We start from the raw sequence: 13,012 nt of genomic DNA on the forward strand, positions 1-13,012 counted from the left end.
ACGGGGGGCGAGCCGGTCCGCGGACGGCCCGGATAGGGTGGGTGGCATGCGTGATCTCGGGGTGGGCTTCGGCTATCTGATGAAGGGCCAGCGCTGGGTCGGCCGGCACGGCCGGTGGTTCGGCTTCGGGCTGCTGCCCGGACTGGTGACCCTGGTGCTGTATGCCGCAGCGCTCTTCGGGCTCGCCTACGGCGCCGACGACTTCACCGCCTGGGCCACGCCGTTCGCCGACGACTGGTCGTCCCCGTGGCAGGGCCTCGTGCGCGGCACGCTGACCGTCTTCGTCTTCGGCTTCGGGCTGTTCCTCGCCGTGATCACCTTCACCGCGGTGACGCTCCTGATCGGCCAGCCCTTCTACGAGTCGCTCTCCGAGCACGTCGACCGTACCGAGGGCGGTGACGTCCCCGAGTCCGGACTGCCGCTCTGGCGTGAGCTGTGGATCTCCGCGCGGGACTCCCTGCGGGTGGTGCTGCGCGTCGCGATGTACGGCGTGGTGCTCTTCGCGCTCGGCTTCATCCCGGTCATCGGCCAGACCGTGATACCGGTCATCGGCTTCTGCGTCTCCGGGTTCTTCCTCGCCGAGGAGCTCACGGCCGTCGCCCTCCAACGCCGCGGCATCGAACTGAAGGACCGCCTCGCGCTGCTGCGCGGCAGGCGGCTGATGACCCTCGGCTTCGGGGTGCCGCTCGTCGTCGCCTTCCTGGTCCCAGTCGTCGCAGTGTTCCTCATGCCGGGGGCCGTTGCGGGGGCGACGCTGATGGCGCGGGACCTGGTCGGGCCGGAGCCGGCGCCCGACGACCGGGCCCCGGCTCCGTACACCTTCGACAAGGGCTGACGGCCCTACGGCGTCCGGATCTCCGTGATCGCGAGGCCGGGCGCGGCCGGGCCGGCGGTGGCGAGCAGGTCGCCGTCCGGGCCCCAGACACCGCTGTCGCCCGGGCAGTCCCCTATCGGGCTGACGCCCACGGCATTGGCGAGCACGACATACAGGCCGTTCTCGCGGGCCCGCACCGGGTAGACCGTCTCGAACGAGTCGTTCTCCGCTGTGAGCACGGAACTCGCCACGTACACCCGGCAGCCGTCCGCCGCGGCCCGCTCGGCGAGTTCCGGGAAGCGGTTGTCGTAGCAGACGGCCAGCGCGAAGCGGGTGCCGTCGAGCGTGAAGCGGCCGTCCTTGTCGCCCGCCGCGAAGACGTCGTTCTCCACGCCGTGCAGATGCACCTTGTCGTAGCGGGTGAGCAGGGCGCCGTCCGGGCCGATCACCAGCGCGGTGATGGCGGGCCGCCCCGACTCCGTGCTCACCGGACAGCCGAGCACGGCAGCGATGCCTCCGGTACGGCAGGCCTGACGTACCGGTTCGAGACGCGGATCGTCCTCGGTGAGCGTGAGCCCCGCGTCCTTGGCGATCAGCCCCACCTCGTACCCCGTGACCGCCAGTTCGGCGAACACGACGAGCCGGGCCCCCTGTGCGGCCGCCGACCGGATCAGGTCCGCCATGGCGCGGACATTGGCCCCGACGGCGCCGGGTACGGACGTGAACTGCGCTGCGGCTATCTTCATGCGTCCATCATCGCCCGGCAGTGATCCCGCCGGGTCGCCCCCGGCGGGATCAGTGTCACAAGGGTGATGGACCAGGGCCTTGACCGGTGTGGTGCGGGCCGTCGTGGCTTCCGGTCAGCCGAAGGACGCGGCCACCCGGATGATCTCCCGCACCTGGGCGACGATGTCCAGGCGGTTCCGTACGAACTCCGGATCCGTGACCTCCGTCGCGTTCCCCGTCCCGAACTGCAGGACCGGGGTGTGCACGTGGCCGCCGGGGACGGTCGCGCCCAGCCTGTCCCGCAGCAGGGTGGCGCGGTACGCGATCTCGTTCGAGAGGTAGTCGCCGCCGCCGCCCGAGCGGGCCGTGGAGCCGGGAGTCGGACCGTTCGCGCGGACCACCGGGTCCGTCCCGCCCGCCGGGACCTCCGTCACCTGGGTGTTGTCGAACACCGGGAAGCGACCCGTCGGGGCCGCGACGATCGCCGCGTACGGCAGTGTCGTCGTGGTCCACTGCGGCTGCGACGCGGGATCGCTCACCGGCACCGTCTCCGTGCGCGAGATGTTGTCGTTGTCGGGGAATCCGCCCCGCCATGCGCCGTTCGTGCGTTCGATGTCGAACCTGCCCACCCGCCCCTGGCTGACCGTCGTGAACACATCGACCTTCGGCAGTTGCGGGCGCAGCGTCCGCTCGACCGTGCCGTCGGCGAAGTCCTGCCAGCGGACGGGGAAGACGGCGGTCTCGATACGGGCCGTCGTGCCGTCGGCGGTACGGATCCAGGTGCCGTCCAGTGCCAGCGCGGCCGCCCCCGACGGATTGCTGATCCGGATGTCGCGGTCCAGCGTGAACGGGTCGAACCCGGTCATCACGATGCGCTTGATCCCCTTGCCCGCCGGAAGGCGCATCGAGTCCTGGCCCCGCGAAGAGCGCTCGAGCCGGTCCAGCAGCCGGGCCCGCTGCGCGTCCGTCAACGCGAACTCCGGCTGCCACTGCCGCAGTGCGGCCGTCATCCCGAGCCGCGCCCAGTACAGCGGTCGGTCGTCGTCCCGGCTCAGATCACCCGCCGCGGGTCCTCGGCCCTGTGCCCGGTCCACGGCCCTCTCCCACAGCGCACCTGAATGGTGCCGGACAGTCAGCTCGGTCTGCCGGTACGAGTGCACGGCGGCCAGCGCCCGCGTGAATTCCGGCGCCACGGTGCCGAATCCGCTGCGGCGCAGTATCTCCTGGGGGACGGCACGCTCCAGCCGCTGCTCCTCGGCGGTGAGCGGCTGGGCCGCCGCCGGCTGAGCGGCGGCGGGGGAAGGTGCGGTCAGACAGAGCGCCGTGGCGGCGAGCACGGTGACGCCGAAGGTGCGGAGGGGGGTGTGGGACGTGCGTATTCGGAGCACAAGAGTCCTTCCGTCGGAGTGCCGGAAGTATGTCGTCGGGCCCCTGCGCGCGACCAGGGCCGGGCCGGGCGAATGGCCTGGGTGCGGGAGCGGTCAGCCGCAGCGGCGGCCGGTGTTGATGCAGTTCACCGCCTGCTTCATCAGCGAGTTCGACATGGCGTTGATGAAGTCGCCGTGGTCGGTGACCGGTTTGTGGAACGACTCGGGGAAGCTGTCGACGGCGAAGCCGGTACTGCCCGCGAGGCCGTTGTAGGTGACACGCTGGACGAGCTGCGGGATCGGCCGGAACCCGGCGGGGCACCTGCCCGTGGCATCGGCGAAGGCGACATGGGAGCGGTGGTCGGCGCTGTCGGTGTTCTTGCCGTCCCAGCAGCTCTGGAACTTGGACACGCGCATCAGCCTGCTGCCCTGGGGGCAGATCGGGTACTTGTCCTTCAGCTCCACCCGGTTCTCGAAGCCGGTGCAGGTGAACCGGGCGTTGGCGTTCGCGCCGCCGTTCGCGTTGGCCTTGGCGTCACCGGTGATGATGCGCAGGAACCGGGGCATCGCGATCACCTTGGACCGCGGATTGCCGGTGAACTCCAGTGATACGGACGCGGGCGTGAGGATCCTGCCGATGTTGCCCTCCGCACCGCCGCCCTGCTGGTCGGCGTCGGACTCCTGGACGCCGCCGCGGTCGCGCAGCACGGGCCAGTAGTAGGTGGACCGGTCACCGTTGGTACAGGTGGTCCGGGCGGCCGCCAGCGACTCGTTGGTGGTGAAGCCGTCGACGCCGGTCGCGCCCACGTAGTCGTGGGTGTGGTGGGCACCGTTGGTCACCCCGGGGGCGACGATGACGTTGTCGGAGTTGAACTGTCCCTGGGCGTTGACACCGCACCGCGACCGGAAGGTGCCCCGCGAGGCCGAACGGCCGTTGCGTACGGGCCGGACGTTGGGCCGGACGGCGGTGATGTCCACGAAGTCCTCGGGCACGGGGCCGTTGCCGGCGGCCTGTCCCTGCTCACCTGCGGGGGCCTGCCCGGGACCTGGTGCGCCCGGGGACGGCTGACCGGCCCCCTGCTGCTGATCGCCTCCCGCCTTCACCTGTGTGTCTCCTGCGGCGAGCGTGCACTGCGAGAGGCTCTGCAGGTTCCGTGGCCGCTCGGCCCCCGCCCGCTCGACGGCCACCTCGATCCGCTCCAGCGCGGCCGAGCGTTTGGACCACAGGGAATCGAGGACGGTACGGGAGGACCCCGCCTTCCCCGAGGCCCACCGGGCGTCGGCCGCCCTGATGTCCTGCCGCAACGCGTCCAGGTTCCGGTGCACCTCGTCGCGTGCCTCCTCGGGTACCTCGGGCAGCCGGTCCTGGACCGAGGGACAGACGATGCCCCCGGCGCGCCGGGCGTCGGCGCTCCCGGCGTTGGCCGCCGCGTTGACGGCCACCAGACCGCCGCCTCCCAGCACCAGGCCGGCCACTGCGATGAGTGCCTTTCGCCGAGTGCGGTTCACCTTGTGCCGCTGGTTCATGACGTGTGCTCGCTCTCTGATGGGTCCGACCCGACGCCCGTATGCAGGACGAGGGCCCCCGTTGGCGGCTCACTCTGGCAACACGTCGACCCCGTGTACCCCAGGAGTCGCAGGGGTGTCACAGACTCGTAAGACCTAGGCAGGCGGCCGGGTGGCCGTGACGTTGCGGTAGGCGATCTCGGCCAGCCGCTGCTGTCCGTCCCGGCTCGGGTGGAACCAGTCCCAGCGGCTCAACTGCTCCCCCTCGAAGCGGTAGTTGAAGACCGCCCCGCCGTCGTAGCGGCAGCGCAGATCCTTGCCGCACACGTCCTTGAGCACCTTGTTGTACGCCATGACCCGCTGGTGGACGCTCTCGCGCCGCTCCTGCGCCGTGGTGCTCAGGTCGTTGGCGTCGCCCAGCATGGTGGCGCAGATGCCCAGCCGCCAGATCTGGCTGCCCAGCGGATCACTCCGGCCGGTCGACCACAGGCGCTTGAGGTCCGGCACGCTCGAGACGTAGACATGGGCCTTGGGGGCGCCTTGGCGCAGACGGGCGAGCGACGTGACGAAGGACGTCCGGAAATCGTCCACCGGGGTCATCCGGTCGACCGTGTCGGCGCAGGCGTCGTTGGCGCCCACCATCACCGTGACCAACTCCGGCTTCTTGGCGGCGGCCCGGGTCATCTGCTCGGGAAGCTCGGCCACGTGGGCCCCGGAGCGTGCGAAGTTCCAGCTGTGCGTGGTCACCGCCCGCTCACCGAGCAGGCGCAGCGCCAGGCTCCGTACGGTGTTGTCGGTGCCCGTGGCCCAGGAGACCTCGGGGCAGTCCGCGAACACCATGCAGGCGTCGAAGCCGCGGGTGATCGAGTCGCCGACCGCGGCGAGTGAGTTCGGGCTGCGGTCCCACACCGGTGTGGGTCTCGGCGCGGGCCGTGTGGGCGCCCCCGAGCGCCGCCCGTCGGTGGACGGTGTGGCGTCGCACCCGGCCAGCGCGCCGCCGGCCGCGAGAAGCGCGGTGGCCGTCATGACTGCGGTTACTGTGCGTGAGCGGTGCGTCCGACTGCTCTGCCGCATGCCCCGATCCCCTCCGTATCAACGGCATCTGACGCCCTGTGACGTCCTGGCGAGTGAAAGCTTCGTGCGTACGGGCTCAGGACCGACAGTACGTCAACCCTCGGGGGTTCTCGCACGGTAGCTTTTCCCCTGTCGACCCAGAGGCTGCACTTCGCCCATCGGCCCCAGTAAATTACATCGCGTCACATCCTGTCCCTTTTGTAGGGATTGGCGCATGATGCTGTTTACTGAGACCGCTGGGAAGGCGATCCTCGTCCCACACTGGAGGTCCCGGTGACGACACGTGGCGTTCTGTACGTTCACTCCGCACCTCGCGCGCTGTGCCCGCACGTCGAGTGGGCGATCGCGGGAGTGCTCGGCGTGCGGGTCCAGCTCGACTGGATCCGTCAGCCGGCATCACCCGGCACCTGGAGAGCCGAGTTCTCCTGGCAGGGCGCGGTCGGCACGGCCGCCAAGCTCGCCTCGGCGCTACGAGGCTGGCATCTGCTGCGCTTCGAGGTCACGGCCGAGCCGTGTGCCACGGCGGAGGGTGAGCGCTACAGCGCGACGCCCGACCTGGGCATCTTCCATGCGGTCACCGGTATCCACGGCGACATCCTGATCCCCGAGGACCGCCTGCGCGCGGCGCTGGGCCGCGCATCCCAGGGCGGGACGGACCTGGAGGCCGAGATCGCCAGGCTGCTCGGCAAGCCGTGGGACGACGAACTGGAGCCCTTCCGGTACGCGGGCGAGGGTGCCCCGGTCCGCTGGCTCCACCAGGTCGTCTAGCGCTTTCCCTCGTCCCCCTGTTCCTGCCGGTCCAGTTCCGTGAGCAGCCGGCGCAGAAAGCCGCGCGCGGCCGCGATCTCCCGCTCGGGCAGCGCCTGGACGAGCGTGCGGTGCCGCTCGGTGGCCCGCTCGGTGACCTTCGCGAGGACGTTGCGCCCACCGGGTGTGAGTGCCAGCAGGGGTGATCCCTTGTGGTCGGGGTTGTCGGTGTACGCGGCGTGCCCGAGCTCCACGAGGTCGTTGGCCACACGCTGCACGTTCTGCCGGGACACGCCGAGACGGCGGGCGGCCTGCGGCACGGTGAGTGCCTCCTCCGACATGACGCTCAGGACCTGCCACCGGGCCTGGGTGAGTCCTTCGGTCTGCGCGGTCCGCTCGCCCAGCCGCCGCAACGCTCCCGCGGCCTCGAACACATCGGCCACCAGCAGTGCCATCTCGTCCGGCGCGGCGTCGGAATGGCCTCCGGGCATGGGGACTCCTTTGACAACATGTTGTCTGTATGTGAAGGTGTTGTCATTCTAGTCGGGGGTGAACCGTCAGGAGAAACACCATGACCAGGGTCGATCTGTACCGGAACGTTCACATGGGGCAGCGCGCCCGTCTCTTCGCACTCGCGGTCGAGGTCGGTGCCGCGGACCACGCCGAGCAGAGCGTCATGGAGGAGCTCACGCAGCGCTGCCTGGCCATGACACAGGAGCTCCGCGAACACGCCGACCACGAGGACACCTATGTCCACCCGCTGCTGCGGGACCGGGCGCCGCGGGCGGCCGACGCGCTGGACGGCGAGCATGTACGGCTCGACGCGGCACTCGCCGCACTCGACGAGCGGGCGCGGGCCCTGCCGAAGGAGCCGCCGGCGTCACGCCCCTCGGCAGGGCACGCGCTCTATCTGGCGCTGAACGAGCTGATCAGCGCCTATCTCGCGCACCTGCACACCGAGGAGACCGTCGCGATGCCCGCCCTGTGGGAGCGCTGCGGCGACGACGAACTGGGCGCCGTGTTCGGTGCCTTCCGCGCCTCCCGTACGCCCGAGGAGGCCCTCGCCGATCTGCGCCGTATGCTCCCGTCGCTCCCTCCCGCGGACCGGGCCGCCATAGTGGGTGCCACGCTCGCCGACGGCCCCGGCACCGAGGCGGGCCGTACGCTCGCCGCGCTCTCCACCACTCTCGCTCCCGCCCAACGCGCCCGTCTCTACGCGGACTTGGGTGCTCCGGAGGCCTGGGCGGCCGCCCAAGTCGCCTAGGCCCTGTCCGGGCGATCTTCGAGGTCAGCCTGCGGCGTCAGATGCGTGGGGTCTCCCCAGGCCCGCCAGGGTCGAGGCGTGGGGTCTCTCCAGGCCTGCCAGGGCCGAGGTGTGGGGTCTCCCCGGGCCTGCCAGGGCCGAGGTGTGGGGTCTCTCCAGGCCTGCCAGGGCCGAGGCGTGGGGTCTCTCCAGGCCTGCCAGGGCCGAGGCGTGGGGTCTCCCCGGGCCTGCCAGGGCCGAGGTGTGGGGTCTCTCCAGGCCTGCCAGGGCCGAGGTGTGGGGTCTCTCCAGGCCTGCCAGGGCCGAGGTGTGGGGTCTCCCCAGGCCTGCCAGGGCCGAGGGGACGCATCGCAACGCTAGGGGCACCGCCCGGCCGGAGGCCGGGGGAGATCGCCCGCGTACCGGACGTACGCGGGCGACTGGGACAACACAGCGAGGTGCCGCAGCTGTCGTCGCGCGCACGACAAGATCGCCCCGGACAGGGCCTGGCGCGAGCGTGTTCGCCCCGCCCGCACGAAGCGGGTCCGGCTCCCGCAGGGGAACCGGACCCGCTTTCGTGCGTCGGACAGGCGTCAGACCGTGCGGAACGCCAGCACCACGTTGTGGCCGCCGAAGCCGAACGAGTTGTTGATCGCCGCGATCGTGCCCTCAGGGAGGGGACGGGGCTCGGCGCGGACGATGTCCGCGTCGACCGTCTCGTCCAGGTCGTCGACGTTGATCGTGGGCGGAGCCGTGCGGTGGTGCAGCGCCAGCACCGTCGCCACCGTCTCGATGCCGCCCGCGCCGCCCAGCAGATGACCCGTCATCGACTTCGTGGCGGAGACCGCCACATGGTCGAGGTCGTCACCCAGGACGCTGCGCAGCGCCTTGATCTCGGCGACGTCACCCTGCGGCGTCGACGTGGCGTGTGCGTTGAGGTGCACCACCTCGGCGGGCTTGAGGTCCGTGGTGTCCAGCAGGTTGCGCAGCGCCGCGGCGATACCGCGGCCCGTCGGCTCCGGCTGCGCGATGTGGTGGCTGTCCGCGGACAGGCCCTGGCCCAGCACCTCGCAGTAGACCTTCGCACCACGCGCCGACGCGTGCTCCGCCGACTCCAGGATCACCACGCCCGCGCCCTCGCCGAGGACGAAGCCGTCCCGGGCGGTGTCGTACGGACGCGAGGCCTTCTCGGGCTCGTCGTTGTTCTTGGACATCGCCATCATGTTGGCGAACGCCGCGATGGGCAGCGGGTGGATGGCCGCCTCGGTGCCGCCGGCGACGACCACATCGGCGCGGCCGGTGCGGATCATCTCCACCGCGTAGCCGATCGCCTCCGCGCCCGACGCGCACGCCGAGACCGGGGTGTGCACGCCCGCCTGGGCGTTCACCTCGAGGCCGACGTTGGCGGACGGACCGTTCGGCATGAGCATGGGGACGGTGTGCGGGGAGACACGGCGTACGCCCTTGTCCTTCAGCACGTCGTACTGGTCGAGCAGCGTCGTCACACCGCCGATACCGGACGCGATCACCGCACCCAGCCGCGCGGGCGCGACCTGGTCGTCCTCGCCCGCCGCAGCGGTGAAACCGGCGTCGGCCCACGCCTCGCGCGCCGCGATGACCGCGAACTGGGCCGAGCGGTCCAGCTTGCGGGCGAGCGGGCGCGGCAGGACCTCGCCCGGGTCGACCGCCGCGGGTGCGGCGATACGGACCGGCAGTTCGGCGAAGCGCTCGCCCTCCAGGGGCTTCACTCCGGAACGTCCGGCGAGCAGACCTTCCCAAGTCGATGCGCTGTCGCCACCCAGCGGTGTGGTTGCGCCGATACCGGTGACGACCACGGTGCGATTGGTCGAGTTCACAGGAATTCTTTCTCCACGTATAGGGGGTGCGGAATGTGCACGGCGCCACCGAGGGTGGCGACGAGCGCGACTCGGGCCGGAGGTGTTACTTGCCGACCTGGTGCTTCGCGATGTAGTCCGCGGCGTCGCCGACGGTCTTCAGGTTCTTGACGTCCTCGTCCGGGATCTTGACGTCGAAGCGCTCTTCGGCGGCGACGACGACCTCGACCATGGACAGCGAGTCGACGTCCAGGTCGTCGGTGAAGGACTTGTCCAGCTGGACGTCCTCGACCGGGATACCGGCGATCTCGTTGACGATGTCGGCGAGACCGGCGACGATCTCTTCCTGCGTGGCGGCCATGTTGGCGCTCCTTCGGTGTGTATCTGAGGGTGTGGCAGCAGCCGTCCGGAAGATCCGTACGGTGCCTAGGGGAGGGTAACGACCGTCGCGGCGTAGACGAGACCCGCCCCGAAGCCGATGACGAGCGCGGTGTCACCGCTCTTCGCCTGACCGGTCGCCAGAAGCCGCTCCATCGCGAGCGGGATCGAGGCGGCCGACGTGTTGCCGGTGGTTTCCACATCGCGGGCGACCGTGACATGCTCCGGCAGCTTCAGAGTCTTCACCATCGAGTCGATGATCCGCATGTTTGCCTGGTGCGGGATGAAGACGTCCAGGTCGTCCGAGGTGATCCCGGCCGCGTCCAGCGCCTGCTGGGCGACCTTCGCCATCTCGAACACGGCCCAGCGGAACACCGCTTGGCCCTCCTGCGTGATGGCAGGGAACTTCGCGACATCACCGGTGCGGTAGTCCGACCACGGAACGGTCTGCTTGATCGTCTCGGACTTGTCGCCCTCCGAGCCCCAGACGGTCGGGCCGATCATCGGCTCCTTCGCCGGGCCGACGACGACAGCGCCCGCGCCGTCCCCGAACAGGAAGGCCGTCGCGCGGTCCTCCAGGTCGGTCAGGTCACTGAGCCGCTCCACGCCGATGACGAGGACGTACTCCGCCGAGCCTTCGACCACCATGCCCTTGGCCAGGGTCAGGCCGTAGCCGAAGCCCGCGCAGCCCGCCGAGATGTCGAACGCCGCCGGCTTCACCGCGCCGATCTTGTCCGCGATCTCCGTGGCGACGGCCGGGGTCTGCTTGAAGTGCGACACGGTGGAGACGATCACGCCGCCGATCTGCTCCGGGGTGATCCCGGCGTCGGCGATCGCCTTGCCGGACGCCTCCACCGACATCGCGCACACGGTCTCCTCGTCGGAGGCCCAGTGGCGCGTCGCGATGCCCGAACGCGAGCGGATCCACTCGTCGGACGAGTCGATCGTCTCGAGGATCACCTCGTTGGGCACCACCCGGGTCGGGCGGTAGCCGCCGACTCCCAGAATGCGTGCGTACGGCGCGCCCTGACTGGGCTTGATCTTGGCCATGCTCTACGGCTCCTTGTCAGGCACCCGCCGCGTCAGCGGCAGATGCACCGGTCTCGGCGAGCAGCGTGCGGGCCGCGTCGAGGTCGTCCGGGGTCTTCAGCGCCAGCGTCCGCACACCCGGCAGCGCACGCTTGGCGAGACCGGTGAGGGTGGCGCCGGGGCAGACCTCGATCAGGGCGGTGACGCCCTGCTCCTTGAAGGTCTCCATGCACAGGTCCCAGCGGACCGGGTTGGCGACCTGGCCGACCAGACGGGAGATGACGTCGGCGCCGTCGGCGACGATCTGCCCGTCCCTGTTCGAGACATAGGGGACGGCCGGGTCGGACACCGTGAGGGTCGTCGCGGCGCCCTCCAGGGTCGCGACCGCGGGCGCCATGTGGTGCGTGTGGAACGCGCCGGCCACCTTCAGGGCGATCACCCGCGCCTTCTCCGGCTTGTCCTCGGCGAGCGCGGCGAGCTGCTCGGCGGTTCCGGCGGCGACGATCTGACCCGCGCCGTTGACGTTCGCCGCAGTCAGGCCGAGCTTCTCGAGGTGGGCCACCACCTGGTCCGGGTCGCCGCCGAGCACCGCGGACATACCCGTCTCGGTGACCGCGGCGGCCTCGGCCATCGCAAGTCCCCGGGTGCGGACGAAACGCAGCGCGGCGGTGTCGTCGAGGACACCCGCGAGCGCGGCGGCGGTGATCTCACCGACGCTGTGACCGGCGACCGCACCGGGAGCCACCTCGCCGAGGGCGGCGGCCGACAGCAGACCGGCGGCCACCAGCAGCGGCTGCGCGACGGCCGTGTCGCGGATCTCGTCCGCGTCGGCCTTGGTCCCGTAGTGGGCGAGGTCGAGCCCGATCGCGTCGGACCAGGCCGCAATGCGGTCGGCGGCGCCGGGGAGGTCGAGCCAGGGAGTCAGGAAGCCGGGCGTCTGAGCGCCTTGGCCGGGAGCGACGAGTACGAGCACCCTCACACTCTCTCTTGTGGACGGCTCCAAACGCCCGTGGGGACAGGGACGAAGAACCGTCAGGGGAATTGTTGGTGTCCGACAAAAGTTTAGGACTGGGCATCCCCGTCGGCCAGACGCCCGAGGATGAGTGCGATCCGCAGCGTGAACGCAGAGCGAACGTCCGAGGGCGACCATCCGGTGACGTCGGTCACACGTCGCAGCCGGTAGCGCACGGTGTTGGGATGCACGAAGAGCATCCGCGCCGCGCCTTCGAGACTGCTCGCCTGCTCCAGATAGACACTGAGGGTCTCCAGCAGCGCCGAGCCCGCCTCCTCCAGCGGTCTGTAGATCTCCTCCACCAGCTGCTCGCGCGCAGCGGGGTCCGCCGCGATAGCACGCTCCGGAAGCAGATCATCCGCGAGAACCGGCCGCGGCGCGTCCTGCCACGCCGAGCAGGCCTTGAGTCCGGCTGCCGCGGCCTGTGCGGACCGGGTCGCGGCGAGCAGGTCGGGAACGATGGGACCTGCGACGACCGGGCCCGCCGCATACGGTCCGATCAGCGCCTTCGCCACATGGAGCGGATTGTCGCTGCCGCCCGCGATGACCACCAGCCGGTCGCCGAGCACGCCGGTGAGCACCTGGAGCTTGGCGTGCCGCGAGGCCCGGCGGATCGCCTCCACCGTCAGCTCGCTGTCCCCGTCCGGGGCGGTGCCGAGGATCACACACACATGCTCCGGGGAGTTCCACCCGAGCGCGGCGGCGCGCGAGACGGCGCCCTCGTCCGCCTCGCCGGACAGCACCGCGTTCACCACGAGCGACTCGAGACGGGCGTCCCACGCGCCGCGTGCCTCTGCGGCCTGCGCGTACACCTGCGCGGTGGCGAACGCGATCTCCCGTGCGTACACCAGCAGCGCCTCACGTAGCACCGACTCGTCGCCGGGTGCGGCGACCTCGTCGATCGCGGCCTCCATGACCTCGATGGTGGTGCGCACCATCTCCACGGTCTGGCGCAGGGTGATCGCCCGGGTCAGCTCCCGCGGAGCGGTGCCGAAGACATCGGTCGAGATCGCCTGCGGGGTCTCAGGGTGCCGGAACCACTCGGTGAACGCGGCGATACCGGCCTGGGCGACCAGGCCGATCCACGACCGGTTCTCCGGGGGCATGGCCCGGTACCAGGGCAGCGTCTCGTCCATGCGGGCGATGGCGTTCGCGGCCAGCCGGCCGGACGACTGCTCCAGCCGGCGCAGGGTCGCATTGTGCGGATGGGGAGGATTCGCTGCAGGTACGGGCACGGGGACAAGAGTGCCTTATCAGGACGCCTGGGCGGAGTGCAGGGGT

The 13,012-nt window shown here is 70.8% G+C and carries 13 protein-coding genes; 3 read left to right on the top strand and 10 right to left on the bottom strand.

The window, feature by feature from the left end; genetic code table 11:
• The first annotated feature begins 46 nt into the window (after positions 1-46).
• The gene (locus ABZ208_RS18840) at positions 47-835 is read left to right on the top strand and encodes an EI24 domain-containing protein (protein WP_356910580.1); all 789 of its coding nucleotides are present in this window, start codon (positions 47-49) and stop codon (positions 833-835) included.
• A gap of 5 nt (positions 836-840) precedes the next feature.
• Here the strand turns inward: ABZ208_RS18840 and ABZ208_RS18845 are convergent, their stop codons facing one another.
• The 4 genes from ABZ208_RS18845 to ABZ208_RS18860 form a co-directional block, all read right to left on the bottom strand.
• Positions 841-1,560 (bottom strand): carbon-nitrogen hydrolase family protein, encoded by a 720-nt coding sequence (locus ABZ208_RS18845; protein ID WP_356910581.1) that lies wholly within the window; start codon positions 1,558-1,560, stop codon positions 841-843.
• Positions 1,561-1,674: 114 nt separating this feature from the next.
• The gene (locus ABZ208_RS18850) at positions 1,675-2,853 is read right to left on the bottom strand and encodes a pyroglutamyl peptidase (RefSeq protein ID WP_356910647.1); all 1,179 of its coding nucleotides are present in this window, start codon (positions 2,851-2,853) and stop codon (positions 1,675-1,677) included.
• 168 nt (positions 2,854-3,021) lie between these two features.
• Entirely contained in the window at positions 3,022-4,434 is a 1,413-nt protein-coding gene (locus ABZ208_RS18855; RefSeq protein ID WP_356910582.1) for a DUF1996 domain-containing protein, read from the bottom strand.
• 135 nt (positions 4,435-4,569) lie between these two features.
• On the bottom strand, positions 4,570-5,439 hold the full coding sequence (locus tag ABZ208_RS18860; protein WP_356910583.1) for an SGNH/GDSL hydrolase family protein: 870 nt from the start codon (positions 5,437-5,439) through the stop codon (positions 4,570-4,572).
• A 321-nt stretch (positions 5,440-5,760) separates the two neighbouring features.
• Here ABZ208_RS18860 and ABZ208_RS18865 point away from each other — a divergent pair, with 321 nt between their 5' ends.
• Positions 5,761-6,255 (top strand): DUF3145 domain-containing protein, encoded by a 495-nt coding sequence (locus tag ABZ208_RS18865; protein WP_356910584.1) that lies wholly within the window; start codon positions 5,761-5,763, stop codon positions 6,253-6,255.
• Here ABZ208_RS18865 and ABZ208_RS18870 read toward each other — a convergent pair.
• Positions 6,252-6,725 (bottom strand): MarR family transcriptional regulator, encoded by a 474-nt coding sequence (locus ABZ208_RS18870; RefSeq protein WP_356910585.1) that lies wholly within the window; start codon positions 6,723-6,725, stop codon positions 6,252-6,254. The two genes, ABZ208_RS18865 and ABZ208_RS18870, sit on opposite strands and share 4 nt — an antisense overlap.
• 80 nt (positions 6,726-6,805) lie before the next feature.
• Here ABZ208_RS18870 and ABZ208_RS18875 point away from each other — a divergent pair, with 80 nt between their 5' ends.
• Positions 6,806-7,498: a hemerythrin domain-containing protein gene (locus ABZ208_RS18875; RefSeq protein ID WP_356910586.1), complete on the top strand. Its 693-nt coding sequence runs from the start codon at positions 6,806-6,808 to the stop codon at positions 7,496-7,498.
• Positions 7,499-8,070: 572 nt separating this feature from the next.
• Here ABZ208_RS18875 and fabF read toward each other — a convergent pair.
• The 5 genes from fabF to ABZ208_RS18900 form a co-directional block, all read right to left on the bottom strand.
• On the bottom strand, positions 8,071-9,333 hold the full coding sequence (gene fabF / locus ABZ208_RS18880; protein ID WP_356910587.1) for a beta-ketoacyl-ACP synthase II: 1,263 nt from the start codon (positions 9,331-9,333) through the stop codon (positions 8,071-8,073).
• 85 nt (positions 9,334-9,418) lie between these two features.
• Entirely contained in the window at positions 9,419-9,673 is a 255-nt protein-coding gene (locus ABZ208_RS18885; protein WP_328400948.1) for an acyl carrier protein, read from the bottom strand.
• Between the two features lie 65 nt (positions 9,674-9,738).
• Positions 9,739-10,740 carry a ketoacyl-ACP synthase III gene (locus ABZ208_RS18890; RefSeq protein ID WP_328400950.1) on the bottom strand — a complete coding sequence of 334 codons (1,002 nt, stop codon included), beginning with the start codon at positions 10,738-10,740 and terminating at the stop codon, positions 9,739-9,741.
• A gap of 16 nt (positions 10,741-10,756) precedes the next feature.
• A complete protein-coding gene (locus ABZ208_RS18895) occupies positions 10,757-11,692 on the bottom strand; it encodes an ACP S-malonyltransferase (protein WP_356910588.1) in 936 nt (311 codons plus the stop codon).
• Positions 11,693-11,781: 89 nt separating this feature from the next.
• Entirely contained in the window at positions 11,782-12,966 is a 1,185-nt protein-coding gene (locus tag ABZ208_RS18900; protein WP_328400954.1) for a helix-turn-helix domain-containing protein, read from the bottom strand.
• Positions 12,967-13,012 lie beyond the last annotated feature (46 nt).

Source organism: Streptomyces sp. NPDC006208, assembly GCF_040613775.1.
In the GTDB taxonomy this organism is placed as follows: domain Bacteria; phylum Actinomycetota; class Actinomycetes; order Streptomycetales; family Streptomycetaceae; genus Streptomyces.